The 25,808-nt window shown below is 56.4% G+C and carries 26 protein-coding genes and 1 tRNA gene; 10 read left to right on the top strand and 17 right to left on the bottom strand.

Annotated features, from left to right (window positions below; translation table 11 throughout):
* Nucleotides 1-15 precede the first annotated feature (15 nt).
* Nucleotides 16-1,248: an argininosuccinate synthase gene (locus tag H8E27_04755; protein MBC8324916.1), complete on the top strand. Its 1,233-nt coding sequence runs from the start codon at nt 16-18 to the stop codon at nt 1,246-1,248.
* A gap of 43 nt (nt 1,249-1,291) precedes the next feature.
* Here the strand turns inward: H8E27_04755 and H8E27_04750 are convergent, their stop codons facing one another.
* From H8E27_04750 to H8E27_04735, 4 genes are all read right to left on the bottom strand, one after another.
* Complete coding sequence (locus tag H8E27_04750) at nt 1,292-1,708, bottom strand: biopolymer transporter ExbD (GenBank protein ID MBC8324915.1); 417 nt, start codon at nt 1,706-1,708, stop codon at nt 1,292-1,294.
* Complete coding sequence (locus H8E27_04745) at nt 1,708-2,307, bottom strand: MotA/TolQ/ExbB proton channel family protein (GenBank protein ID MBC8324914.1); 600 nt, start codon at nt 2,305-2,307, stop codon at nt 1,708-1,710. The genes H8E27_04750 and H8E27_04745 overlap by 1 nt, the downstream gene beginning before the upstream one ends.
* A gap of 134 nt (nt 2,308-2,441) precedes the next feature.
* On the bottom strand, nt 2,442-3,437 hold the full coding sequence (locus tag H8E27_04740; protein ID MBC8324913.1) for a hypothetical protein: 996 nt from the start codon (nt 3,435-3,437) through the stop codon (nt 2,442-2,444).
* 119 nt (nt 3,438-3,556) lie between these two features.
* A complete protein-coding gene (locus H8E27_04735; GenBank protein ID MBC8324912.1) occupies nt 3,557-4,912 on the bottom strand; it encodes an MBL fold metallo-hydrolase in 1,356 nt (451 codons plus the stop codon).
* 180 nt (nt 4,913-5,092) lie between these two features.
* Here H8E27_04735 and H8E27_04730 point away from each other — a divergent pair, with 180 nt between their 5' ends.
* Nucleotides 5,093-5,452: an ApaG domain gene (locus tag H8E27_04730; protein MBC8324911.1), complete on the top strand. Its 360-nt coding sequence runs from the start codon at nt 5,093-5,095 to the stop codon at nt 5,450-5,452.
* Nucleotides 5,453-5,461: 9 nt separating this feature from the next.
* Here H8E27_04730 and infA read toward each other — a convergent pair whose 3' ends face one another.
* The 7 genes from infA to thiH form a co-directional block, all read right to left on the bottom strand.
* Entirely contained in the window at nt 5,462-5,680 is a 219-nt protein-coding gene (gene infA, locus H8E27_04725) for a translation initiation factor IF-1 (protein ID MBC8324910.1), read from the bottom strand.
* 118 nt (nt 5,681-5,798) lie between these two features.
* Entirely contained in the window at nt 5,799-6,602 is an 804-nt protein-coding gene (locus tag H8E27_04720) for a TlpA family protein disulfide reductase (protein ID MBC8324909.1), read from the bottom strand.
* Nucleotides 6,603-6,694: 92 nt separating this feature from the next.
* Nucleotides 6,695-7,951 (bottom strand): mechanosensitive ion channel family protein, encoded by a 1,257-nt coding sequence (locus H8E27_04715; protein MBC8324908.1) that lies wholly within the window; start codon nt 7,949-7,951, stop codon nt 6,695-6,697.
* Nucleotides 7,952-7,983: 32 nt separating this feature from the next.
* A complete protein-coding gene (gene mgtE, locus H8E27_04710) occupies nt 7,984-9,324 on the bottom strand; it encodes a magnesium transporter (GenBank protein MBC8324907.1) in 1,341 nt (446 codons plus the stop codon).
* A 74-nt stretch (nt 9,325-9,398) separates the two neighbouring features.
* Entirely contained in the window at nt 9,399-9,605 is a 207-nt protein-coding gene (gene thiS, locus H8E27_04705) for a sulfur carrier protein ThiS (GenBank protein MBC8324906.1), read from the bottom strand.
* The gene (gene yaeI / locus H8E27_04700) at nt 9,605-10,492 is read right to left on the bottom strand and encodes a phosphodiesterase YaeI (protein ID MBC8324905.1); all 888 of its coding nucleotides are present in this window, start codon (nt 10,490-10,492) and stop codon (nt 9,605-9,607) included. The genes thiS and yaeI overlap by 1 nt, the downstream gene beginning before the upstream one ends.
* Before the next feature lie 30 nt (nt 10,493-10,522).
* Entirely contained in the window at nt 10,523-11,710 is a 1,188-nt protein-coding gene (gene thiH / locus H8E27_04695) for a 2-iminoacetate synthase ThiH (GenBank protein ID MBC8324904.1), read from the bottom strand.
* Between the two features lie 181 nt (nt 11,711-11,891).
* Between thiH and H8E27_04690 the strand changes: the two genes are divergently transcribed.
* Nucleotides 11,892-13,049, top strand: coding sequence for a tetratricopeptide repeat protein (locus H8E27_04690; GenBank protein ID MBC8324903.1), 1,158 nt, complete (start codon nt 11,892-11,894; stop codon nt 13,047-13,049).
* Between the two features lie 125 nt (nt 13,050-13,174).
* Here H8E27_04690 and H8E27_04685 read toward each other — a convergent pair whose 3' ends face one another.
* Nucleotides 13,175-13,369 carry a hypothetical protein gene (locus H8E27_04685; protein MBC8324902.1) on the bottom strand — a complete coding sequence of 65 codons (195 nt, stop codon included), beginning with the start codon at nt 13,367-13,369 and terminating at the stop codon, nt 13,175-13,177.
* A gap of 157 nt (nt 13,370-13,526) precedes the next feature.
* Here H8E27_04685 and H8E27_04680 point away from each other — a divergent pair, with 157 nt between their 5' ends.
* The 5 genes from H8E27_04680 (at nt 13,527) to H8E27_04660 (ending at nt 18,354) form a co-directional block, all read left to right on the top strand.
* Entirely contained in the window at nt 13,527-14,381 is an 855-nt protein-coding gene (locus H8E27_04680) for a ParA family protein (protein MBC8324901.1), read from the top strand.
* Nucleotides 14,382-14,486: 105 nt separating this feature from the next.
* Nucleotides 14,487-15,206, top strand: coding sequence for a hypothetical protein (locus H8E27_04675; protein MBC8324900.1), 720 nt, complete (start codon nt 14,487-14,489; stop codon nt 15,204-15,206).
* Between the two features lie 19 nt (nt 15,207-15,225).
* Nucleotides 15,226-16,410, top strand: a complete 1,185-nt coding sequence (gene gcvT, locus H8E27_04670) for a glycine cleavage system aminomethyltransferase GcvT (protein MBC8324899.1) — start codon at nt 15,226-15,228, stop codon at nt 16,408-16,410.
* On the top strand, nt 16,407-16,793 hold the full coding sequence (gene gcvH / locus H8E27_04665; GenBank protein ID MBC8324898.1) for a glycine cleavage system protein GcvH: 387 nt from the start codon (nt 16,407-16,409) through the stop codon (nt 16,791-16,793). Before gcvT ends, gcvH begins: the two co-directional genes overlap by 4 nt.
* 1 nt (nt 16,794) lies before the next feature.
* On the top strand, nt 16,795-18,354 hold the full coding sequence (locus H8E27_04660) for a D-aminoacylase (GenBank protein ID MBC8324897.1): 1,560 nt from the start codon (nt 16,795-16,797) through the stop codon (nt 18,352-18,354).
* Here H8E27_04660 and H8E27_04655 read toward each other — a convergent pair.
* From H8E27_04655 to H8E27_04645, 3 genes are read right to left on the bottom strand one after another with little or no spacing between them, the layout of a single operon-like run.
* Nucleotides 18,335-19,573, bottom strand: coding sequence for a (Fe-S)-binding protein (locus H8E27_04655; protein MBC8324896.1), 1,239 nt, complete (start codon nt 19,571-19,573; stop codon nt 18,335-18,337). The genes H8E27_04660 and H8E27_04655 overlap by 20 nt on opposite strands.
* Nucleotides 19,570-20,469: an FAD-binding oxidoreductase gene (locus tag H8E27_04650; protein ID MBC8324895.1), complete on the bottom strand. Its 900-nt coding sequence runs from the start codon at nt 20,467-20,469 to the stop codon at nt 19,570-19,572. The genes H8E27_04655 and H8E27_04650 overlap by 4 nt, the downstream gene beginning before the upstream one ends.
* Nucleotides 20,466-21,899, bottom strand: coding sequence for an FAD-binding protein (locus H8E27_04645; GenBank protein MBC8324894.1), 1,434 nt, complete (start codon nt 21,897-21,899; stop codon nt 20,466-20,468). Before H8E27_04645 ends, H8E27_04650 begins: the two co-directional genes overlap by 4 nt.
* A gap of 62 nt (nt 21,900-21,961) precedes the next feature.
* Here H8E27_04645 and H8E27_04640 point away from each other — a divergent pair, with 62 nt between their 5' ends.
* Nucleotides 21,962-23,071 (top strand): alanine--glyoxylate aminotransferase family protein, encoded by a 1,110-nt coding sequence (locus H8E27_04640; GenBank protein MBC8324893.1) that lies wholly within the window; start codon nt 21,962-21,964, stop codon nt 23,069-23,071.
* On the opposite strand, the gene H8E27_04635 is transcribed toward H8E27_04640, so the two are convergent.
* Together H8E27_04635 and H8E27_04630 are read right to left on the bottom strand one after the other, a co-directional pair.
* The gene (locus tag H8E27_04635; protein ID MBC8324892.1) at nt 23,068-24,042 is read right to left on the bottom strand and encodes an amidohydrolase family protein; all 975 of its coding nucleotides are present in this window, start codon (nt 24,040-24,042) and stop codon (nt 23,068-23,070) included. The genes H8E27_04640 and H8E27_04635 overlap by 4 nt on opposite strands.
* A gap of 24 nt (nt 24,043-24,066) precedes the next feature.
* Nucleotides 24,067-24,158, bottom strand: a tRNA-Ser gene (locus tag H8E27_04630).
* A gap of 174 nt (nt 24,159-24,332) precedes the next feature.
* Here H8E27_04630 and H8E27_04625 point away from each other — a divergent pair.
* The coding region (locus H8E27_04625; protein ID MBC8324891.1) for a hypothetical protein at nt 24,333-25,808 on the top strand (1,476 nt) is incomplete at its 3' end.

Raw genomic sequence — 25,808 nt, 5'->3', positions numbered from 1 at the left:
TTTGATTTAACGACTATGAAAATTGTACTCGCTTATTCCGGAGGGCTCGACACCTCGGTGTTGCTCACGTGGCTCAAGGAAAAATACAACGCAGAGATCATCGCATTCTGCGCCGATGTAGGCCAGGAAGAAGAACTGCGCGGCCTCACCCGAAAGGCCAAGCGAACCGGTGCATCGAAAATGTACATCGACAATTTACAGGAAGAGTTTGCCCGCGATTTTATTTACCCAATGTTGCAGGCCGGGGCGATTTATGAGGATCAATATTTCCTCGGCACCAGCATTGCGCGTCCGCTCATCGCCAAACGGATGGTTGAGATTGCCCGCAAAGAAAAAGCCCACGCCATCGCCCACGGCGCGACGGGCAAAGGCAACGATCAAGTTCGCTTCGAATTAACAACCGCTGCACTCGCGCCCGATCTCAACATCATCGCCCCGTGGCGGATGGCCGATTTCCGCGCCGAATTTCCTGGCCGCAAGGAGATGATCGATTATTGCCGCAAACACAAAATCGATGTCGAGGCCAGCGCGAAAAAGCCGTATTCAATGGATCGCAATTTACTGCACATTTCGTACGAGGCGGGCATTTTGGAGGACATTGAGTTTGACGCCTTCGCACCGAAAAACAAAGGAATGTTCAAACTCTCCGTGTCGCCCGAGGACGCGCCGAACAAACCCGAGCACGTTACGCTTGAATTCGAACAAGGAAACTGCATCGCCGTGAACGGCAAAGCACTCTCACCGCTTGGTGTGATGCGCAAGCTCAACAAGGTCGGCGGCAAACACGGTATCGGCCGCGTGGATCTTGTGGAGAACCGGTTCGTGGGAATGAAAAGCCGCGGTGTGTATGAAACGCCCGGCGGCGCCATTCTGCATTTCGCTCATCGCCAAATTGAGACCATCACACTCGACCGCGAGGTGATGCACATCCGGGATTCGCTTATCCCAAAATACAGCGAGCTTGTTTACAACGGGTTTTGGTACGCCCCCGAACGCGAGATGTTGCAAGCCCTCATTACCGAAAGCCAGCGAAACGTCTCCGGCACGGTGAAGCTGAAGCTCTACAAAGGCAATCTAATGACCGCCGCGCGCCAATCGCCCGTGAGCTTGTACAATCCTGACATCGCCACAATGGAAGCCGATCCCACTGAAGCGTATAATCAGGATGATGCAACGGGATTTATCAATTTGAATGCGTTGCGATTAAAAGTTCGCGCCAAAGTGCAGAAGACGCGTCGGCGTTTGTAGCCCGGGCCGTTGGCCCGGACCCGGACCCCCGGTCCGGGCTATATTACTGCGGCAATTTCACCTGAGCGCTTACGTTTGTGATGCCGGCGATGCGGGCGGTGTCTCGGGCGGTAACAACTGCGCCAAAGGGAGCGGCTTTGTCGGATTGGATAATGAGCATCACATCCGGCTTCTCAGCGGCACGCGCGCGGAAAATGCGTTCCATTTCAAAGGAAGTCACCACTTTGCCGTTAATCTCCCAGTGCGGCGGCTTGGCTTTGATTTGGATGGTGAGCGGACCGTCGCCGGTGGCGGTGAGGTCTTGCGTGCGCGAATCGGGCAGGGCAAGGTCGATGGCGGGCAGGCGATCTTTGAAGGTGGTGCTCACCACGAGAAAAATTAACACCACCATTAACACATCAATCAGTGAAATGATAATCACCGGTGGCGCGGAACGGCGTTGGCGTGGGCGGAATTGCATTAGCCTTCGATGTGCTGGTTGCGTTGATATTGGGACCGGAGGAATTCGTCGCAAAGCGATTCCATTTCGATGGCGAGCGTTTCGATGCGGCGATTGAAATAACTCCACGCCACCAACGAAGGGATGGCCACCACGAGGCCGAGCAGCGTTGCGTTGAGGGCGATGCTGATGCCCTGGGCGAAGATGGGTGTTTGCTGTGCGGTGCCTTCAATGCCCATTCCGTGGAAAAGGGTGATGAGTCCGAAAAGTGTGCCGACCAATCCGAGCAGCGGCCCGATGCCGGTGATGATTTCTAACACCACTACGCCGCGTTCCAGCTTGGCCACTTCCGCCCGAGCGCGGGTTTGTAGGAGTTCAGCATTTTCTTCGCGCGGCAAATCAAGGTGCTCAATGCTGGCGATGAGCAATCGCCCGTGCGGGGAAGGGCGCTCGTTGCACGCGGCGCGGAGGGCGAGAAGTTCTTCGGGCGTGCGGCAGTGGTTGGCGGTCTTGGCGAGCGGCGATGGAATGACTGTTTCGCGCCGCAATGCCAATCCGCGTTCCACAATGAGGCCGAGGCTGACGACTGAAAGGAAAATTAAAATACCGATAATGCCCATTTCCATTTTGGATTTCGGCGGCTCAGTTTGTTCGGTAGCCGGTTCAGGTGCCGCTGTTTGCGCAGACGTGGCTGGCACGGCGCATGTAAGGCAAAGAAGACAAAGGAGAGGGGCGAGGCGCACGCGGAGTGGGTTCATTGAATGAGATAACTAAAAGTAATTCGGCAATTGCGGGAATCGGTTTTTAATTTTCGCCGCATCACATCGGGCCAGCTTTCGAAGAGCGCTGAACCACGAATGGATTGGCGGCAGCAATATTCCTGTATGCCGCTGGCCGCAGTGTTGGTGATGGTATTTTGGCGCACTTTCATATCCGTGATACGGCCATCTGCGTGCAAAACAAAATCAACTATCACCGTGCCGGGATAACGCAGTTTGCGCGTTTCAAGCAGCTTGTACCATTTGGCTTTGATGGTGGCGATGAAGCGCGCATCGTATTCACCAAAACCGGTGAGGCGCACATCAAGTGCGTGCGGCCCTTTCCGTTGCACGCCGCCATCAAAGGTCGATGGCCGTCCGGCGATCGTGCCATTGCCCAGTTTTGACTGCGCCTCGGCAAGAGATGGTGGGCGGCGTTCATTTAATTTTGGGTTGGGTTGTGGAATGCTGCTGGAAAAATCCGGCGGATTAAAAGGCTGCAGCGGAGCGAGTGAGCCCGCCTCGCCGGACTGTGCAATGGAGGGGGGCGTGGTGCGGCGCGGTGTTGGTTTTTTGGGTTTGATGATGGGCGCGACCAGGGGGCGTGCAGACTGCGGTTTTGCGGGGGCGGGTTTGTTGGCCAATTGTTGGGAGGCAGCGCTGGCGTCATCGGCGTGGGCGCGGCGTTCAATGGTTTGTTCGCCCTTGAGGTTGGGTATTTGCGTTGTGCCGGTTTTTGGATTGGCGGCGAGGCTGTTGGCATTGGAATAATTTTCCGTTTCCTTGGGCGCCTGCTCGGTGGCGATGTTGGGGTCGACGGGGACAAAGATTTGGGCGATATCTTTTACCTCAGGGTCGGTTTCGGTTTTGGGTGCGGCCAACAGGCGGACGGTGGCAAGCCGTTCCTTAGGTTTTGTGGCATGAAAAATTGGAGGTGTCTCAAGCCACTTGCCCCAAATAACGCCCGCAACGACTGCGAAATGTATGGCCAATGTTACCAAAGCGGCCAGTGTAAAGTGGCTCGATTCAGTTCGCGGCAATGGATGTTGGGGGTGGCTTGACATCCTCGGGGCTCAATATCGCCCAATCTTGGGCGCGTGGCAATGCTGAGTTAATGTTGGGCTGTGAGTTTCTGGTCGCGTACGGGCACGGTGACCCGAGCGTTGGGCTTTAGTTTGCCGAGGGATTCGCCAAAGGCGAGAGCGCTTTCTTCTTCGCCATGGACGACATAAATATCACTGATATTACCGGTGCAACTCTCCACGTGGGCGATGAGTTCGTCACGGTCCGCGTGGCCGGAAAATGCGTCGTGGCGCGCCACCTGCGCTTTGACCTCATATTTTTCGCCAAAGATATTCACCGGCGAATCGCCGTTTGCAATACGCGAGCCAAGCGTGTGTTGGGCGCAATAGCCGACGAAGAGTACGAGGTTTTTGGGGTCCTCGATGTTGTTTTTCAGATGATGCCGAATGCGGCCGCCTTCGCACATTCCTGATGAACTGATGATGATGGCCGGGCCGTTGAGTTGGTTGAGCTGAATGGAACGTGAAACTTGCCGAATATATTGGAGGTTTTCCATGCCGAATGGATTCTGTTTTTCGCGCAGGAATTGGTAGATCGATTCATTGAAACATTCGGGGTGCAGTCGGAATACTTCGGTGGCGTTGACGCTGAGCGGGCTGTCGACGAAGATAGGGATGTCCGGCAAATCCCCGCTCTCGGCAAGTTGATGGAGTGTGTAAACCACGAGTTGTGTGCGGCCCACGGAAAAAGCGGGGATAATGATTTTGCCGCCGCGATGGGCGGTCTCGCGAATGGCCTTGGCGATCTCGACCACAGACATTTCGCGGTCGCCGTGTAGCCGATTGCCATACGTGCTTTCGATGTGTAACACGTCCACATTTTCCACCGGCACGGGATCGCGTAAAATCGCGTGTCCGCCGCGGCCCACGTCGCCGGTGAAGAGGTAGCGGAATTCTTTGTCCTCTTCGCGAATATCGAGCACCACCTGCGCGGAGCCAAGAATATGGCCGGCGTCGTAAAAGGTAAGTGTCACGCCATCGGCGATGAGCATGGGGCGTTCGTAATTGAGCGAAACAAACTGGCGCCCTGCGCGTTCGGCATCTTCCACGCTGTAAAGTGCTTCCACGGGCGGCAGGTTTTTCTTGGCGCGTTTGCGAGAAATGTATTCGGCGTCGTGTTCCTGGATGCGCGCAGAATCGGCGAGCATAATGGACGCTAAATCGCGTGCGGCGTGCGTGCTGAAAATATTTCCTCGATAGCCCTGCCTGACGAGGTTGGGGAAATTCCCGCAATGATCAATGTGCGAATGGCTCAGCACCGCCACATCAATGCTGGCTGGATCGAATGAGAAATTGCGGTTGCGATCGTTTGACTCATCTCGGCGCCCCTGATAGAGGCCGCATTCGAGCAGAATTTTCTGTCCGTTTACGTTGAGCACAAACATGGACCCGGTGGTCGTTCGAGTTGCCCCGCAGAACTGCACTTCCATCCGCGCACATTACAAAATAGCAGCACATTAGTCGAGAATGGAATGGACAAGGCGCCGCCCAAAGGCTTGAGTGGGCCGATGGACGGCAATGAATTCGAGAGCTTGGATGGGTTAAGCGTTTCGGTGGATGAATTGGTGTACCAACCGCAAGTGCTCACCGCGCCGGACCGGCCGCATTGTTTTGCTTATTATATCACCATCACTAACCAGACTGATTGCACCATCACATTGAAAGGCCGCAAATGGGTGGTGAAAGAATCCAGCGGTGAAGTGACGGCGGTGGAGGGTGACGGGCTCGTGGGGGAGATGCCCACGCTCGGGCCGGGCGGCTCATTCAGCTACAACAGTTTTCACGTCATCCACTCGCGGCGTGCGATGGCCAGTGGCAGCTACATTGGGTTGGACGAAACCGGTCGGCGCGTGTTGGCGGTGATTCCCGCTTTTGAAATGGTGGTGCCGGCTGAGGCGGGCAATCCGGAAATTGGCTACGCCTAATTGGCCTAGTTAGCGTTGCCGAAAAATGATGCGGGCTTTGCTTAAATCGTAGGGCGACATTTCCACTGTTACTTTGTCGCCAACGCTGATGCGGATCCAATGCTTGCGCATTTTGCCGGATATATGCGCGAGCACTTCGTGGCCATTGGCCAGTTTCACCATGAACATAGTGCCGGGCATTACCTTTGAGATAACGCCTTCAAGTTGTATGGGTTCTTCTTTCGCCATGCGGGAAGGGCGGACTTTGCCGTTGAGGCCAAGTGAAAGCAAGCCAAACCCACCCACAAAGTGCACAAAAAAACCGACCCCGCGAAGGGCCGGTTCTGAATTGCGTTGTGGGTTGGGGTTACTTTTCGCTCGCAGCATCTTTGCCCGCCGCCAGTAGTTTCTCCACTTTCTCTTCCAGATTATGGCGCGCGTTCATGTCCACCAAATTTCCATTGGTGTCGATCAGCCACATTGCGGGGATGCTCCGGATGCCAAACTCTTTGGCGATAGTGTTGCTCCAGCCTTTGCCGTCAAAGTGTTGCGGCCAAGCCATGCCCTTTTCGGCCACGAACTCATTGAGTTTATCTTCCTTGCTGTCGAGGGAAATGCCAACAATCTCGAAGCCTTTTTTGTGGAGTTTGGCGTAGGTTTTTTTGACGTTGGGAATTTCCGCGACGCATGGTCCACACCAAGTGGCCCAGAAATCGATGAGCACGACTTTGCCCTTCATTTTAGAGAGGTCGACCTTGCGGCCGTCCACGGCGGTGAACTTGATGGCCACCGGGTTGCCGAGGGCGTTCATTTTTTTCAGTTCGGATTTAGCGCGATCAGTGATGCGGGCGAATTTTTCATCCTTCAAGCCGGCGAGTTCAGTGATGACAGATTTTTTGAGCTTCTCGTCCGAACTCATCGTTGCGGCTTCCAGCATCATAGCGCGGGGGCTGAGTTCATCCGGGAATTGCTTGGTGAGTTCACGGGCACCCTTGAGGTAGGCTTTCATGGCTCCATCGCGGTCTTTCGCCATCATCGGGCGGATTTTTGCGATCAATTCTTGGGCGGCGTCTTTAAACGTCTGTTTTTTGTCCTCAGCAGAAATGTTGAGGCTGAATGCAAGCATCGCCACGAAGGCGAGGCGCAGGATGGTTTGGATTGTGTTTTTCATAGTTAAACCTTATTGGTAAAGGGCGAGCCTATCTCAATTATGGCGAATGGCCAGATTATTTTCAATGCATTGCGGGCGTTGCGGGCACTTTTTTAGTCCGAGTCATTGAGGGTTTCGAGTCCATCACCCTTGAGATGCAAAGTCTGTGTGGGGTAGGCGAACTCAAGCCCCATTTCTTCGACGAGTTCCATGATTTTCAAATTCACGCGCTGGCGGGTTTCCAAGTAGTCCTTCCATACGGTCGTGGCCGCGAAGTAATACAGAAACACATCCAGCGAGCTGGGGCCAAAATCGGTGAACTGCACGAGCATATAATCCTGATCTACGCCTTCGTCTTCCTGCAACAGTGTTTCCACGCGCTTGAGGAAGTCGCGCATTTGGTCGGGCTTGGTATCGTATGTGAGGCCGATAGTCATCTTAATGCGGCGCTTGGGCATTTGTGACCAGTTTTTGATGGTCTCGGTGGCGAGCGTTCCGTTAGGGACGGTCATCACCGTCTTGTCAAACATCCGAATTTTGGTGCTTCGGAAGCCGATCTCCTCCACGTCGCCATCAATGCCGCTGCCCACAGAAATCCAGTCGCCCACTTTATAGGGGCGATCGGAAAGGATGTTGACCGTGCCCACGAGGTTGGCCACGGAATCCTTGGCGCCCATCGAAAACGCCAATGCACCGACACTGAGTAACGCCGCAAGGCCGGTGATGTTCACGCCAATGGTTGCCAACACCGTGAGGCCACCGACGACGATGACCAAAATGCGCAGCGCTTTTTTGATGAGCGGCACAAACTGACCTTTCAGCCCGGCGTCTTTGTGTGAAACCAATTCGTCGAGGTAATGCGCCACCACATCCACGAGGCGATACACACCCCAAATCAAAACGATGCCGAGAAAGATTGTGTAGCTTTTGCCGATGATGGCCGTGGGGAAATTGGCAAGGTTGAACACCAGCAGAAATGCCGCCAAGTGGATCGCGCCAATCATCACGAAGATATTCACCGGTTTGATGATGGCTTCGAATAAAAGGTCGTCCCATTCGGCTTCGGTTTTTTCTACAAAGGCGGCGATTTTTTTCTCAATGAATTTGATGACGATGCGTTTGAGAACCAATCCGGCAAGGATGGCGAGAAATGCCGCAATAAATTGCCAGGCGGAAATGCCGAGGATTTTTTGGCCGAGATTATCCTCAAGGGCTTGCACCCATTCTGATTCGCCCAGGGCTTTTTTATAGCTTTCGCTTTTTTGCGTGGCCACATCGTTTGTGTTTGTGGCTGTGGGGGCGGCAATGGGGCTGATGGCGAAGGTGAACAGCAACGCCAAAACAGCGATTCGTGAGAGCCAATCGTTCATGGCGGGAGAGTGTGCAGTTATCGATTTGCGGGTCAAGCCTGAGCCGAACCCGTGAGAATCCACTTCGCCAGCGTGAGCAGGAAAAAGAAGCCCGCAACATCGGTGACGGTGGTGATGAGGATGCTTGACCCCAGCGCGGGGTCGAGCCGGAAAAATTTAAGCGCAAATGGGATGAGCACGCCAAAGAGCGCGGCCGAAAGCAAATTCAGCACCATCGCCGCGCCGACGACGAGGCCGAGGATCGCGCCCATTTCCGACGTGATACCAAACTTGGGCGCAATTAAATAACTCACCAATCCCACAATTAGTCCGATGATGGTGCCGATCAATAACCCCAAAAGAAGTTCTTTGAATAACGCCTTGCGGCCGTCGCCGGGCGACAATTCACCCAGCGCCATGTCGCGCACGATGACGGTCACCGTTTGCATCCCGGCATTGCCGCCTTGGCTGGCGATGATGGGCAGGAAGACAGCGAGCACGACAAATTCTTTTATCGTGCCTTCGAACACGCCCACCACTGCGCCGGCGAGGCACGCGGTCAGCAGGTTCACAAACAGCCACGGCAGCCGTCGTTTGAAGGATTGCGTCCACGGCGTGAGCGTGCGCTCTTCACCGTCGAGGCCAACCATCTTTTGCATGTCCTCGGTTTGTTCGTCGATGGCGATGGAGAGCACGTCGTCACCCGCGATGATGCCGGCCATGCGACCTTCCTCATCGAGCACCGGCAGGCCGAGGAAATGATAGTGCTCGAACCGGCGCACCACTTCTTCCTGATCATCGCTCACGCGAACGTATTTGACTTCGCGATCCATGATGTCCGAAATTTTCACTTCGTCATCAGAGAAAATCAGGTCACGGATGGAGACCACGCCGACGAGTTTATTTTCCTTGTCGGTGACAAACAGGTAATTGATGTCGGAAGGTTTTTGCTCGCGGTGTTTTTGGCGAATGCGCCGGTGGCCTTCGCCGACGGTTTGGTGCGAGCGCAGCGTGATGAACCGGTCATTCATGATGCCGCCCGCGCTGTCTTCGGGATACTTTAGCAGCGTTTTGGCGGCGGCAGCCTCTTTGGCGCCCATCTTGCGGAGCAGTCTCGCGCGCGTGGTTTCCTCGATCTCACCCAACACGTCGGCCGCTTCTTCAGCGTACATTGCGTTGAGCAATGGCACGAGTTTGGTCGGGGGAAATTCCTCAAGCAGACCGGCTAGAATTTCGTCCTCCAGTTCCGTGAGTGCGGCGGAGGCGTTTTTCACCGGCAACTCCTGCAGAATATGGCGCGCCTCTTTGGCTTCCATACGTTGTAACCGGTCGGCTAAATCCGCCGGGTGCAGCGCGAGGAATTCCTCAAGGTAAACTGGAGTGGTGTCAGGCATACTTTTAGCTCCGCAGGGCGTTGATGGTAGCGGAAAATTGCCTAAATACAAGGCGCGAGTATTCGCGTTTTGATTTAACCACCCGCGACGATGCGGACGATTTCCAGTCGGTCATTTGGCGCGAGTTCGCGTGTGGCGAAATTGGAGGGCGACACGGCCTCGCCGTTTAGCTCCACGACAACGCTCCGGGGTGCTTGGTTTTGCGAAACGAGAAACTGCTCCAGCGTGCAGGGGAGCTCCACCGACACCTCGCGGCCGTTGGCGATGAGGGGGCCCGCCATTAGGCCACGGTGAGCAACGTCACTTCGGGGCGGCAATTGAAGCGCACACCGTGGAGATTGCCCACGCCTTTGCTGATGTGCAGCCAGCGGGTATCAAGCCGGTGCAGGCCGCGCACGAATTTTTTATTCTTCACCGGTGCCAACGGTGCACCCAGTCCCGGCAGGTAAAGCTGGCCGCCGTGGGTGTGGCCGCTCAGCATCAGTTGCCACGGGAACGCGGCGAGCTGATCTTTGGTGTCGGGGTTATGCGAAAGTAAAAGGGTGGGGCGGGTGGTATTTAGGCCGGCAAAGGCGGGTTCCGGTTCGCACTCGCGGTTCCATAAATCCCCCACGCCAACGAGATTGATTTCCTGCCCGTGAATGGTTGCCGTGGTGTGTGTGTTGTGGAGGAGTTTGATGTTGGAAGCAGTGAGCAGTTCGCGTACTTCGCCCGCGTCGTCGTTCCCGAGTTTCATTTTGCCGGATGCCCACGGGCCGCCATCGTGATTGCCAAGGCAGGCAAACGTGGGCGCGGCGGTCGAGAGTTGCGAGAGCACTTCGGCGTATTCCGCGTAGCGTTTGAATTTCCACGTGATGAAGTCGCCCGTGATGCAAATTAAATCCGGTTGCAATTCCAGCCCCATCTTCAGCGCGCGGCGCAGGTACGCGAGGCTCACCACTTTGGAGGCGTGCAAATCTGAGAGATGCAAAACCTTAATGGGCGTTTCCAGCGCGTGCGGTGGGTTGAGTTTCACCTCGCGGCGGTTGACCTCAAGCCAGCCGCTTTCCCACAGGCGCATGTAGGCGTAGCCTGAGCCCATTGCCGTCATACCGCCGCCGGCGGTGCCCAGCAAAAACCGTCGACGTGTGGTACGGTTTTTCCAATATTGGCGAAAGCGCTTAATCATCGGCGGGAGGAGGGATGATACACTCAAGATCTAAACCGTCAAGGCCGTGTCCCAATCTTTCCAAACTGGCTCATAACCCAGCGCGCTGATTTGTTTGGCCACCGCTTTGGGGCTGCGTTCATCGGCGATTTCAAATTGTTGCGTGGCCCATTCGCTGGAACCCTCGGCCAATTCCACAATGCGACCGCGTTCGGTGTGATGTAAATTTTCGCGACCCGCGCCGGTGTAGCCGCCCGGTTCCGTATGGCTGCCCGCGCTCATCATTGTGATCCCCAGCGGGATCAGCCCGTCGCGCAGGGCTGCCGGTTCGCGGGTCGATAGCACGAGCCCCACGTCGGGCAGGAAAATCCGCAGCGCGCAAATCAACTGCGTCAGCTCGCGGTCACTTAACGATTCGCGGGATTCAAAACTTCCTGCGCAGGGGCGCAGGCGCGGTAGCGACAACGTCACTTGCGCCTTCCAGCAATGCCGCAGCAACCACTGCGCGTGGGCGGCCAGCGCGAGCGCTTCCGCGCGCCAATCGCTTAGGCCGAACAGCGCGCCGATGCCCAGCCGCCGGAAGCCCCCCGCATACGCGCGCTCCGCCGTGGCCAGCCGCCAATCGAAATCGCGCTTGGGCCCCGACGTGTGAAATTCCGCGTACGCCGCACGGTCGTACGTTTCCTGATAGACCACCAAACCCTCCGCACCCGCGGCGGCCAATGGACGGTATTCGTCCTCTTCCATTGGCCCCAATTCCAGCGACAAGCTTGGCACCGATTCGTGCAGTGCCCCCACGCATTCCCGCAGGTAACCATTGGAGATAAACTTCGGGTGCTCGCCCGCCACCAGCAGTACATTGCGAAACCCCTGCGCTGCCAGCGCCGCCGCCTCGCGCCGCACTTCCTCCAGCGAAAGCGTTACGCGCAAGATCGCGTTATCGCGCGAGAACCCGCAGTAGCTGCAATTATTGATGCACTCATTGGAAAGATAAAGCGGCGCAAACAACCGAATCGTTTTCCCAAACCGCTGCTGCGTAATACTGCGTGACCTTCCCGCCAGCGCCTCTAAATGGCTCGCCCCCGTCGGCGAAATCAAATGCGCAAAATCCCGCAACGTCGGTCGTCCCGTGTGCACACTATCCAAAACCACCGGCTCCTCCGCCTCCAAAGCCACCATCCGCAGCCCCGCCACATCCAGCTCATTAAACTCATCCAAAAAAGTCACGCACCGAGCCATAAGGCAAAGCGCTTCAGCTGTCCAGTCGCGGGCAATATTGATTCCATCAATGAACAACCCGAAATAATCAATGGGGCTAATTCCGGCTGGTCGTGTTAAGGTGGGGGCGATGAAAGCAAATGCTCTAATCCTAATTCCCTTTCTTGCCGGTGGCTTGGCCGGGTGTGGTGCTCCGCGCCCCTTGAATCCCGCTAAAACCTTAACCACAGCTCCGCCCGCAACACTCGCGCTGCCAATCATTAATCCGGATCCCAAAGCTGATCCTACGCCGGAGATGAGTTTTGGGATGTTCAAAGCCAAAACCGCCTATGACAGTGGCCGGTACAAGCAGGCGCAGGAATTCTTTGCTGAAGCATTGTCGAAGGAAGAGGCATTGCCCAAACCACGCTGGCGGCAGGTGGCATACATTCGGTATGGGCTGAGCCGGACCTTGCGGAAAATGGGTCGCCACGAGGCGGCGTCTAAACATTTGGAGGCGGTGCTGGTTATTTGGTTGCGTCATCTCGGCCCACACCATCCCAACATCGCGGACGGCTATACGCAACTTGCGCATGAATCCAGTCGACGCGGTGATTTTGCGGCCCGCCAAAAACATCTATTGGCCGCGCTGCCCATTTGGCTTCAACATTTTGGACCAACCTCCAATCCGGTGCTCACAGCTTATGGAGAATTAGGCGCTTCGTATTCGGATATTGGAAATTTCAAACGGGCTTTCGCCTATTTTCAAACACAACTTGGCATCGTTTTGGTGTTGCAGGGTGCCGAAGGGGTAGGCATCCCGTTGGTGTATAATAACCTTGCCCAAGCCCTCGCCAAACAAGGGGAGCATCGCAAGGCGATGGAGTTTATGGAGAAATCAATGGCGTTGGGGATCAAAATTTACGGGGAACAGCACTTGCAGATGAGCCTGATCTTTTGCAATACGGCTAAGCTCTGCATCCAGCGGCCCGAGCCGGATTTGAAGGAAGCCAACGCACTGCTTGCCCGTGCCGAAGCCATTCTGAAAACAGATGATCCAACTGGTAAGCAATTTGGCAATCACCGTTCTAATTTCCTTCGCGTTTGCGGAAACTTATTGTTGGCGGAGAAGCAATATCAGAAAGCATTGCGCATGCACGAAGAGCACATGGCCGAAATATTGAAGCTGGGAATTGCAACCAATCATCCCAACCTCGCACGTACGCAATACCTAATGGGCGAAGCCCGCCAAGGCCTCGGGCAGGTGGCGGAAGCCAAACGCCTCTTCCATCGCGCCCACGCAATTCAAATCCGAACCCTGCTGCCCACCCATCCTCATCTGCTTCAATCCAAAGCCGTGCTGGCGAAAATGGGGGAGTGATTTAAGCTGGGTCCCAGATGAAATGAAGATGGGGCGCTATTGAGCAACGATGTTTATGATGGATAGGATCAAAAAAATCCTGAACATCCTGCTTTCTTGTGTATTTTCCTTTGCCTAACCGTGCTTTAAGCGATGATTTTCCAGAGGGCGAGGAGGAAGGCGACGAGGGTGAGGGAGGCGGCGCCGGCGAGCATCATCTCGAAGCGCTTGCTGGATGGGGCTTGGGTGGCTTGTGTGGATTCTGCGCTGCCCGCGTGAAGTTCACGCGGGTTTTGAATAATTCCGTCATTTTCCCCCTGTAAATCGATGTTATCGTTCATGGCGACCGTTTGAGCAAAACACGTGCCAACGGATGGGTTATTCGCGTTTGTGGATAAGTTGGGATGATGGCAGGGATGTGATTCTGCGTGTCTCTACCAAATATGCCGTGCATAAGTTTTACTCGGTGAATGGGGGCGGGGTTTTTACCCTTCGGGTATGGCGACTCATATTATTGCCGTGGCCAACCAAAAGGGAGGGGTTGGGAAAACCACAACATCAATCAACCTTGCCGCGTGTTTGGCAAATCAAGGACAGCGCGTGCTGCTTTTGGATTTGGATCCGCAGGCGAATGCAACCAGTGGCGTGGGTGTGGAAAAACGCGAAGGCGGCAGTGCGTATCCAGTGCTCGTCGGCGATGCGTTGCTGACGGATCAAATCGTGCGCACGGAGTTTCCTAATCTTTCGGTGATTCCCAGTGAGGTGGATTTATGCGGGGCGGAGATTGATCTGCCGCGAATGGAAGATCATTTGCACCGACTGCAGGGCGCGTTGGATTCGGTGAAAATGGCAAATGTGTATGACGTGATTTTAATCGATTGCCCACCTTCGCTTGGGTCGTTAACGCTGAATTCGTTTGCGGCGGCGGATAGTGTTTTGGTTCCGCTACAGTGCGAGTACTACGCGCTGGAAGGCATCTCGATGGTAACGCGCCTGATCAAACAAATGCACGACACGGGCGATAATCCGGGGCTGCACATTCTGGGCATCGTGATGACGATGTACGACGGTCGCACGCGCCTTTCGCAACAGGTGTTGGAGGAAGTGCGCGAGCATTTTTCAGAATTGATTTTCGATACCACCATCCCGCGCGCCACGCGTTTGGCGGAAGCGCCGAGTCACGGCAAACCTGCATTGTATTACGATCCGGATGGCTTAGGCACGGCGGCATATGATGTGCTCGCTGCGGAGGTGGCGCAACGCCTCAAAGCTGCCGAGGCTGAGGCTCCACCGGCGAATGTGGTGGAGGCAGCTACGCTGCAAAATCCTGAGCCACTACAAAATCAGGCTTGAAGCGCGCCGCGCGTTTGCCGACACTCCGCCCGCGCTTCACGGGCTGGTGAATCCATAATTGATTAACCGTCGGTGGGGTGTGTTTATTTGTCTAAACTTTTTTAAATGGCCAAGCTACGAGTAGAAATGGAGATAGAACGGGCAACGATGGAGTTGCCTGACACAAAAACTCTGCGCCTGAAATGGCCGGAGGGTTACGAGGTGGATTTTTTGACGGGGCAGTTCATCACCGTTTATTGGCCGCACAAGCAAAAGTATAAACGCGCGTATTCGCTCTCGAGCAGTGCGCTGGACCGCGGCCATTTCGAAATTACCATCAAACGCGATGGTAAAATGGGCACCAGCCTCGTGGACTGGGCGGAGGAGGGCGATTCTCTGTGGGTCATCGAGCCGACGGGTAAATTTCTGCCGGTGCTTGACCCGCCGGATAAACATTTGATTTGCGTTGCTGGTGGTTCGGGCGTGACGCCGTTCCGCGCGTTTGTGCGCGAAGCCACGCAGTTGAAGTTGGCTACAAAAATCACAGTGCTTTATTCCGTGCGTACAACGCACGATGTGATTTTTGATGAGGAATTTCGTCAGCTGGAAAAGGAGAACCCCAATTTTGAATTCCTCGTCACCTGCACTCGCCTTGCCGATAACGATCCGTGGGAAGGCCGTCGCGGGCGTATTGATTCGGCTTGGGTGAAGGAGCAAGTCGGTGATTTGGAGAACACAATTTTCTACGCGTGTGGCCCGAACGCGCTCGTGGATTTCGCCACCAACCTGGTGCGGGATGGCCTTGGCGTAGGCAAAGAGCAAATGATGATCGAGAAGTGGGGATAATCCCGCGGGTTAAATTGTCATGCCAAAGCGTACGCCACTCTATCAGCAACACCTCGAGCTGGGCGCGCGCTGCATTGATTTTGGCGGCTGGGAAATGCCGGTGCAATACGCTGGCATCGTGGCCGAGCATCAGGCGGTGCGCGCGGCGGCGGGCGTGTTTGATATTTCGCACATGGGCGAAATCTGGGTGGGCGGCGCACACGCGTCTGAGTTTCTAAACCAAGCGCTAACCAATGACATCGGGCTGCTCGCCGTGGGCGAAGGCCAGTACACGTTGATGTGCAACGAGAGCGGCGGGGTGGTTGATGACCTTTACGTTTACCGCATCGCGAGCGAGGCGTTTCTGTTGATGGTGAACGCCACGCGGATCAGCGCCGATCTTCATTGGCTGGAATTTCAGGCGAGCAATCGCGGCGAGGATCGTAGGGTGAAGGTGGAAGATCAATCGGCTCAAATCGGCGCCGTTGCCGTGCAAGGCCCGGCGGCGCTTTTGTTTATCGACGAACTCTTCCACGGCGATGGACTCATCAGCGCAGCGCGGCCAGGCGATCTTGTGAAAAATCAAGTGGATGCATGGCGATTTGGTTCGGGGGAAGTGTATGTGGCGCGCACAGGGTACACCGGCGAAGAAGGCTTTGAAATCATCGCGCCCAATGAACAGCTTGCGGCGTTGTGGGATCAAGTGCTGGAAGTCGGTCGACCCCACGGCATTGTGCCCGCCGGATTGGGCGCGCGCGATACGTTGCGGCTGGAGATGGGTTATCCGCTTTACGGGCACGAACTTAGCGAATCGCTTTCGCCCATCGAGGCGGGATGCGGTTATTTTGTGAAGGTGGACAAAGGCAAATTCACCGGCCGCAGCGCGTTGATGAAACAAAAAGACGAGCGCCCAAAAAAGAAAATCGTGGCCTTCAAAATGAACGGCAATTCTCCGCCTCCGCGTCAGGGTTACGAAGTGTACAATAATCTCGAAGCCAGAAAAGAAGTGTGGTCCGTCGCCCACGCTGGACTTAAGCCGCAGGAAACGGATCCGGTCATCGGCGTGGTCACCAGTGGCACGCAAAGCCCCTCGCTCGGCTGCGGCATCGGGATGGCGCAAGTGCACATCGACCGCGCGCGGGAAGGCACCGTCATTGATATTTCCATTCGCGGGAAACGTTACCCCGCGACCGTTTGCAAAAAACCTTTATACAAAAAACAATGAGCAACATTCCCGACAACCTGAAATACGCCAAGAGCCACGAATGGATTCGCATCGAGGGCGACACCGCCACCATCGGCATCACCGACCACGCGCAAGCCGAGCTGACCGATGTGGTCTTCGTGGAGCTGCCCGAGGCCGGTCGCGTGCTTGCCACGGGCGACAACTGCGCCGTGGTGGAATCCGTAAAAACCGCCAGCGACCTTTACGCGCCGGTGGGCGGCACCGTGCTGGAAATTAACGCCGCACTCGCGGACACCCCCGAGCTCGCCAACGACAGCCCCTTCGATGAGGGTTGGTTTTTCAAACTGCAACTCAACGGCGAACCCGACACCGCCCACCTCCTCGATGCGGCCGGCTACGCCGCCCAAATCGGCGAGGCCTAAAATGCGGGTGCTTCTCGCCACTCTTTGTTTTGCGTTTAGCGTAAACGCCGCGCCGGATCTCGTCCTGCGCAACGGCTTGGTTTACGACGGCACCGGACGCGCGCCATTCAAAGGCGATGTCGCCATCCAAAACGGTCGCATCATCGCCATCGGCAATGTAGCCCGCGCCGGTGGCCCGCGAAAAATCATCGACGTCAACGGGCTCGCGATCGCCCCCGGTTTCATCGACGTCCACACCCACGCCGAGAACATCGTCTACCATCCGAAGGCGGAAAACTTTCTGCGAATGGGCGTCACGACTTTGGTGCTCGGCAACTGCGGCTCATCGAAGCTCAACCTCGGCGAGTTTTATGCCAAGCTTGAGAAGAATGGATTCTCCCCCAACATCGCCAGTCTCATCGGCCACGGAACCGTGCGCGGCCAGGTGATGGGTGGCTCAATCCGCCGCCCGCCCAATGCGACGGAATTGGCCGTGATGCAAAAACACATCGCCAAGGCAATGGAAGACGGGGCGTTGGGAATGTCCACCGGTCTCATTTATCTGCCCGGTGTTTTTGCTAAAACCGATGAACTGGTTGCCCTCTCCAAAACCGTCGCCGCTCACGGTGGAATTTACGCGAGCCATATACGCAGTGAAGGCACCAATATTTTCAATGCCATCGACGAGGTCTGCACCATCGCCGCGCAAGCCAAATTGCCCGCGCACATTTCGCATCTCAAACTCGCCGGTCGTCCAATGTGGGGCAAGCATCCGCAACTGCTCGCCCGCCTCGATCGCGCTCGCACCGAAGGCATCCGCCTCACACACGATCAATACGCCTACACCGCATCGAGCACGAGCCTCCACCAGTTGCTGCCCGACGCATTGATCGTCGGAGGGGCAAAAGCATTTTCTCAACGCATCACCAACGCCAAAATTCACAGCGAAACTGTTGCTTGGATGAAAGACCGCCTGCGTCATCGCCAACGCGAGGATTACGCATACGCCGTCATTGCTTATTACAAAAAAGATCAACGCCTCAACGGCCTCAATGTCAAAGAAGCCGCCAAGCTGCGCTACGACAACCATGACCTTGATCACCAAATCTCACTCATCTTTGAAGTGGAAATGAACGGCGGCGCAAGCGCGGTCTTCCATGGAATGCACGAGGACGACGCGCGCGCGTTCCTGCGTCATCCGCACACGATGTTCGCCAGCGACAGCAGCGTGCGCGCCTTTGAAGTCGGCGTGCCACACCCGCGCGGCTACGGCAACGCCGCCCGCTTCCTCGCCCGCTACGCGCGCGACCAAAAACAACTCAAGCTCGAAGAAGCCATTCGCAAACTCACAAGCCTCCCCGCCCGCACCTTCCAACTCAAAGGCAGAGGCGAACTCCGCAAAGGCTTCGCCGCTGACATCGTCGTTTTCAATCCCGCCAAAATAAAAGACAACGCCACCTTCAAAGCCCCCCACCAATACGCCACCGGCTTCCGCTTAGTTTTGGTGAATGGAAAAGCAGTGGTCGAAAATGATCGCCACAATGCCGCCGGTCCCGGTCAGGTTATTCGGCGAGGGAATTAGACAGAAAATCCGCAATGTGCATCACGCGGATTTTTGGGTTGGCTTTTTTTAGGCCGGCTTGGATTTGGAGGAGGCAGCCGGGGTTGGTGGTGACCACGATGTCGGCGCCGGTGGCGAGGATGTTTTTGGTTTTTCGTTTCTGCAGGCGCGCGGCCATTTCCGGTTCGGTGAGGTTGTAACTTCCGGCGCTGCCGCAGCACACATCCGCTTCGTTTAATTCGACAAAGTTTGCTCCCGCCACGGCTTGGACGAGTGCTCGTGGTTCAAGTGTGATCCCTTGTGGATGCGCCAAGTGACACGCATCGTGATACGTGACTTTGCATTCCAGTTTCTGATTCTTGTTTCCTGTCTCTTGGGAAATCCACTCGGTCAAATCTTTGACCTTGGCGCTAAAGGCAGTGGCGCGTTCGGCCCATTCAGGATCGTCGGCGAGGAGCTGGCCGTATTCTTTTAAGGTGCTGCCGCAGCCTGCGGCGTTGATGATGATGGCCTTGAGGTTTTGCGATTCAAAGGCGGCGATGTTGCGGCGGGCGCAAGCGCGGGCTTTGGCGAGCTGGCCGCAGTGCGCGTAGAGCGCGCCGCAGCAAGCTTGGCCTTCGGGGCAGTGCACGTCCCAGCCATCTTGATTGAGCAATTGCACGGTGGCTTCGTTGGTGCGGGCAAACATCACCTGCATCACGCAGCCCTCGATGAAGCCGACTTGCCCACTCGCGGGTTGGGCGGTGGCGGGGTTTTGTTTTGGGGTTCTCGATGCGGGAGAATGTTCGGGAACCAATTCCAACGCCTCGCGCGCCATTCGGGGAGCGAACCAAATGAAGGGTCGCCGCTTCATTAGCCTGCCGAAGAACAATGCCAGTTTTAACCGGTTGGGGAAGGGGAGCACTTGTTCGATGGCGATGCGGCGCAGAAGGGTTTGGAACCACCCGCGCCGGTGGTGGTGCTCGATGTGATCGCGGGTGTGCTCGAGGAGGTAGCCGTATTCCACGCCGCTGGGGCACGCGCTTTCGCAAGCGCGGCAGCCGAGGCAGCGGTCGATGGATCGGACGGTGGTGGCCTCCATTGGCAGGCGACCGGATTGTAGGGCGCGCATCAGATAAATGCGGCCGCGCGGCGAATCGTTTTCATTGCCGGTTTCCAAATACGTGGGGCAGGCCGAAAGGCACAGGCCGCAGTGCACGCAAGCGAGCGACTTATCTTCGTCGATGAAAGGCTCGATCATAGCGTGGGCAAAATGCCTTTGGGATCGAAGGTGTCTTTGATGCGTCGCTCCAAAGCGGATGGCTCGTGTTCGCTGCGCCGGCCACGCAAATGAACCACTCCATTGCCCGCGCGCGCGGCAAAATCGCAGTTGGGTATTGAACGGAGGAAACTGATTGTATCGGCGGGTGCGACCGACTCGGTCCCGTGCGCGGTGAGCTGGAATGCTGTGTCGTAATCCAGATTGGTTTCCTTGAGCAGGCCGAGATTGCTGGCGGCTTTTGTTTGTGCCTCAACATCCGCGCGCGCGCCTGCAAAGCCGGTCACCAAGTTGACGGGGTGCCCATCGAGACGATGGAGGTCGAGCACGTGCGGTTGTAAATCCGATTCCCAAAGTTTCTGCAGTAAATCCTCCGCGTCATCGAGCGAGGCACATTCTTTTTTGAGAAACACTTCCGCTTCGGGTTTGGGAAGTAATTTGAATGTGGCCTCCACAATCACCCCGAGCGTGCCGCGGCTGCCGACGAACAGTTTGCACAAATCAAAGCCCGCGACATTTTTGACCACCTTGCCGCCATTGCGAACCAGCCGTCCATCGGGTAACACTACCGCGATGCCAATCAGCCAATCGCGCACGGAGCCAAAGCCAAACCGGCGCGGGCCGGTGGCGTTGCCCGCGAGTAGTGCACCAATGGAGAGCGTGTTTGGGCAGGGCGGATCCACCGGCAGCCATTGGTTTTGCAGCGCCAGTTGTGTTTGGAAATCGCTCAAGTTCATTCCCGCTTGCACCGTCGCCGTCATATCTTCCGGCACGTGCTTAATCAACTCGCCAATGGCTGACAAGTCGAAGGCCTTCACCGCCGTTGCATTCGGAAGTTGTTCCCGAAGTTGCTCGATGTTGTTCGGGGTAAGGGTCATGCGTGGGCTTGTTTGCGGGGTGCGAATTCTGCGCAGCGTTTGCCGCCCGGGAATATTTTGTGCGGGTTGCAGCGTTGGCCGGGGTCGAAGGCGTGGCGCAGCATTTTCATGGCGTCGAGGTCGTCGGCCGAAAACTGTTTGGGCATGAAATCAATTTTCTCCGCGCCGATGCCGTGCTCGCCGGTGACGCTGCCGCCGAGCGCGATGCACTTTTCCAAAATATCGTGACCCGCGGCCAACGCGCGTTTGGTTTCGCCCGGCTTGCGTTCATCATATAAAATTAATGGATGAATGTTTCCGTCGCCCGCGTGGAAAACATTCGGGATCCGCAGGCCATGCTTTTCGCTGGTGGCGCGGATAAAGCGCATAATCTCCGGCAGTTTGCTGCGCGGCACCACGCCGTCTTGCGTGACGTAGTTTGGGCTGAGCCGGCCAATGGCACCAAAGGCGCGTTTACGGCATTTCCAGATTGCGGCGCGCTCAGTGTCATCCTTGGCCACGCGGATTTCGCGCGCGTTGTGTTGGTGGCAAATTTTTTCGACCTGTTTGCCTTGCGCCTCAATGCCGTCGCGTAAGCCATCGAGTTCCACGATGAGCACCGCGCCGGCATCAAGCGGGAAACCGAAGTGATACGCCTCCTCCACAGCTTGAGTGATGAGCTGATCCATCATCTCCAACGCTCCGGGCACGATGCCTGCACGGATGATGTCGCTGACGGCCTGGCTGGCGTCATCCACACTTTCAAATACTCCGAGGAACGTTTTGAACGCAGGCGGCGTTTTCATCAGCCGCACGAGCACGCGCGTGACCACGCCGAACATTCCCTCGCAGCCAATCGCCGCGCCACGCAAATCGTAGCCGTCCAATTTCTCGCCGCCATCCGGCTCGGTGCCGAGCCATTCCACCGTGCCGTCGGCCAATACCATTTCGTATCCGAGCACGTGATTGGTGGTGACGCCATTCTTGAGCGTGTGCGGGCCGCCGGAGTTGGTGGCCACGTTGCCGCCGATGGTGCAGGCGGATTGGCTGGAAGGATCGGGCGCGAAGAAGAGTCCGTGCGGCGCGGCATCGCGGGTGATCCACGCGTTGACACAGCCGGCTTCGACGAGCGCGCGCCGGTTTCGGGCATCGACGTTGAGCACGCGGTTCATTCGCGTGAGGGCGATCATCACACCGCCATCCACCGCCAACACCGTGCCGCTGAGGCTGGTGCCCGCGCCGCGCGGAATGATGGGAAGCTTCAGCCGGTTGCAGAGTTTTACGATGGCCACGATTTCCTTGGTACTACTCGGCAAAACCACGGCGGTGGGTAAATTTTTCTCCAAAGTGTACGCATCGCATTCGTACACCAGCAATTCTTCCTCGGCGGACAACACGGCCTCCACGCCAACGATGGATTGCAGTTCGCCGATGAGGTTCGTGTGCGCCATAGCCGAGGCACCGTGCCAAAAACCATTGCGGGTGTCGAGGCGGACGGCTACGGTGCGCGCGCATGAATGTTGAACAATTTTTTCCACCCGCCCGTACCCTTCTTGGCCCGGGCCCCAGTGATGTGGCGCCGTCCGTTTTGGAGGCGATGGGCCGGCCGTTGGTGGGGCATCTTGATCCATCGTTCATTTTGATGATGGAGGAAATCAAATCGATGCTGCGCGCGGTGATGCTTACGGAAAATGAAATGACCTTTCCCGTGAGTGGCACCGGCAGCGCGGGGATGGAGTTTTGTTTTGTGAACCTAATTGAGCCGGACGATGAAGTGGTCGTCGGTATCAACGGCGTATTCGGAACGCGAATGGCGGATGTGGCCGAACGCTGCGGTGCGAAAGTCACCCGCGTGGAATCCGAATGGGGTCGGATCATTGAACCCGCGCAGATCGCCGCTGTGCTGGAAACCACAAAACCCAAACTTGTCGCCATCGTCCACGCCGAGACCTCGACCGGCGCGCTGACGCCCATAGAAGACATTTCAAAAATCGTGCACGACACCGGCGCGTTGCTGTTGCTCGATGCAGTCACCTCACTCGGCGGTTGCCCTGTGCGCGTAGACGACTGGCAAGTAGACGCCATTTATAGCGGCACCCAAAAATGCCTCAGTTGTCCGCCCGGACTTTCGCCGGTTTCCTTCAGTGAAGCTGCGATGGACACCATCCGCGCGCGTTCGCAAGGCGTACAAAGCTGGTATCTCGACGTCAATCTTTTGGCTAATTATTGGGGTGAAGGCGCACGCGCATATCACCATACCGCGCCCATTTCAATGAACTACGCGCTGCACGAATCCCTTCGCCTGGTGCTTGAAGAAGGCCTTGAACGCCGCTGGGCCCGTCACGAGAGCAACCACAATTCGCTTCGGGTTGGCCTCGCCGAGATGGGCCTTGGCATCGCCTCGCAGGAAGGCCATCAACTTTGGCAACTCAACGCCGTGACCATCCCCAATGGCACTGACGAAGCTGCCGTGCGCGCAGCATTGCTCAACGATCATGGCATCGAAATCGGCCCCGGCCTTGGGCCTCTTGCCGGAAAAGTTTGGCGCATCGGCCTGATGGGCCATTCCTCCAGCGAAGCAAATGTCAACCGCGTTTTGGCGGCGTTGAAGGAATTGCTTTAGCCGGTCGTTCGCAACAACGGGTTGATGCGCGTGAAGTGTTCGGCTGGGAAACCCATTGCGACTTTGGTTTGGTAATCCTGCTCGATGGGGTTTTGGATGTTGCGGAGGGTGGCGAGTTGATCGCTGTCGATGAGGCCCCGCAGCCACGCCCAGGATGGAGAAGTGGGCACGGGGTAATCGCTGCCGTGCACGGTGCGTGAAGCGAGGAGTTCGTTTTCCAAACAAGGGCGCAGGCCGTGGCTTCGGGTGGGGACGTTGAGGGCGCTGGAATCGGCATACAAATTTTTGTGGTCGCGCATCATTTGCACGAGGGTGGGAAGGTAGTTCGGATCAAACGGCCCGCTGCCGGTGGCGGCGTGGGCGGCGATGACGTTGACGCCGCACTCGAGTGGCAGCCGCAAAGTTTTGGGGTTGGCGTATTCGGCATTGATCACTTCGAGCGTGTGCTCGCCGCCGGTGTGCGCCAAAAAAGGCAATCCCGCTTCGGCCATTCGATCCCAAAACGGTTTGAAGCGCGGATTGTTGCAATCAATGTTCTGGCAATTGGGCAGGCACTTCATCATCACCGCGCCGGCGTCGAGGCAGCGATTCAGTTCATCCATCGCGTCGGGCCGAGCAGGGTGGATGGACACGGCGGGGAGAAATTCCGGATGCTCCTTGGCCAGTCGCAAAACGACGTCATTGGGCACAAATGCGCTCCCGTGGTTTTTTAGCAAACTGCCTTTTGTGTCATAAACTGCTTCTTGTGCTAAAAGGCAAACGGCATCCACGGCCGAATCCCGTATATAATGGAGCAGCCGGTCGCGGTACAAATCATCAAAATCAGCCGCCCGCAGCGCCCGCACCGGTACGCCCAACTTGTGCAACATCAGCGCGTAGAGGGGGTATTTGCCCGGCGTCACACGAATCCAACAGCCATTTCCACTGGCTTCATTGCCTACCATATGGACGTGCATATCGATGGTTTTCATTGAAAACAGGGCGAAAATGGCAAATGGCGGAAGGGGTGGGATTCGAACCCACGGAACGGTTCCCCGTTCACTCGATTTCGAATCGAGCGCCTTCGACCGGACTCAGCCACCCTTCCGCGCGGGGCGCAGTGTAGGCGAGGGTGTTAGCGGACTCAATCCGATTCATCGCCTCAACCCGTCAGTATCATTTTTTTCAAAAAATGCCGTATCAATTGTAACCAGGAATACTTAGTGAAACGTCCTAAATTATGTGGACAGGATGGTCCTGCCCACCTAATCTAAACACGGTTATGAAAAATTCAGCCCGCACACTTCTCGCGACTCTCGCCATCTTCGTCATTTCGGTCATAAATCTGCATGCTCAGGAAGGTCCGGTAACCATTCCCGGACTCGAAGGCGGCGGCGAAAACACCGATCCCAATGTCAATGAAGTAAGCGGAACCGGAGTGCGGGCCACAATGCGCCAACCCTACGGCGGCGGCGTACTACTCCCGCCTTGGATGCAGGAAGTTCCAGTAACGGCAGGCACGGCAGCGAATGGTCACGAAGGCACCGAAACGGTGTCAGGCCCAGGAAGTTCCACTGTATTAGTCCCTTCATTTGTTCCCGGCTATCGTCGGCTGAACACCCTGACCGGCGAAGTCACCGGAGAATTTCAAACGACAATTGAAGAAGGCACCGGCGGCTACGGTGGAGTTGGCACAAACGAAAGCGGAATGAGCGGTTATGGCGAAGGCATGGGCGAAGGTTTAGGGGAAATGGGCGGCGGCGAAGGGATGGAAGGCATGGAAGGCTTCGGCGAAGGTATGGAGGGCTACGGCGAAGGCATGGAGGGCTACGGCGAAGGCATGGAGGGCTTCGGCGAAGGTATGAGCGGCGGTGAAGGCATGGAAGGGTTCGGTGAAGGCATGGGTGAAGGCATGGAAGGATTCGGTGAAGGCCTTGAAGGAATGGAGGGAATGGGCGAAGGTTTTGGTGAAGAAGGTCTCGAGGGAATGGGAGAAGGCATGGGAGAAGAAGGCCTCGAGGGAATGGGGGAAGGTATGGAAGGATTTGGTGAAGGTGGAATGGAAGAAGGTATGGGAGAAGGTATGGGCGAAGAAGGCCTAGAAGGATTTGGTGAAGGAATGGAAGGTTTTGAGGAAGGAATGGGGGAAGGAATGGGCGAAGAAGGCCTTGAAGGAATGGGGGAAGGTATGGGCGAAGAAGGCCTCGAAGGCATGGGAGAAGGCATGGGCGAAGAAGGTCTCGAAGGTATGGGTGAGGGCATGGAAGGGTTCGGGGAAGAAATGGGAGAAGGTTATGGTGAAGAAGGTCTCGAGGGAATGGGAGAAGGTTATGGTGAAGAAGGTCTCGAGGGAATGGGAGAAGGCATGGGAGAAGAAGGCCTCGAGGGAATGGGGGAAGGTATGGAAGGATTTGGTGAAGGTGGAATGGAAGAAGGTATGGGAGAAGGTATGGGCGAAGAAGGCCTAGAAGGATTTGGTGAAGGAATGGAAGGTTTTGAGGAAGGAATGGGGGAAGGAATGGGCGAAGAAGGCCTTGAAGGAATGGGGGAAGGTATGGGCGAAGAAGGCCTCGAAGGCATGGAGGGCTTCGGCGAAGGTATGAGCGGCGGTGAAGGCATGGAAGGGTTCGGTGAAGGCATGGGTGAAGGCATGGAAGGATTCGGTGAAGGCCTTGAAGGAATGGAGGGAATGGGCGAAGGTTTTGGTGAAGAAGGTCTCGAGGGAATGGGAGAAGGCATGGGAGAAGAAGGCCTCGAG

The organism is Limisphaerales bacterium, from assembly GCA_014382585.1.
Taxonomy (GTDB): Bacteria; Verrucomicrobiota; Verrucomicrobiia; order Limisphaerales; family UBA1100; genus JACNJL01.
This window is presented reverse-complemented; position numbering and strand designations above follow the sequence as displayed.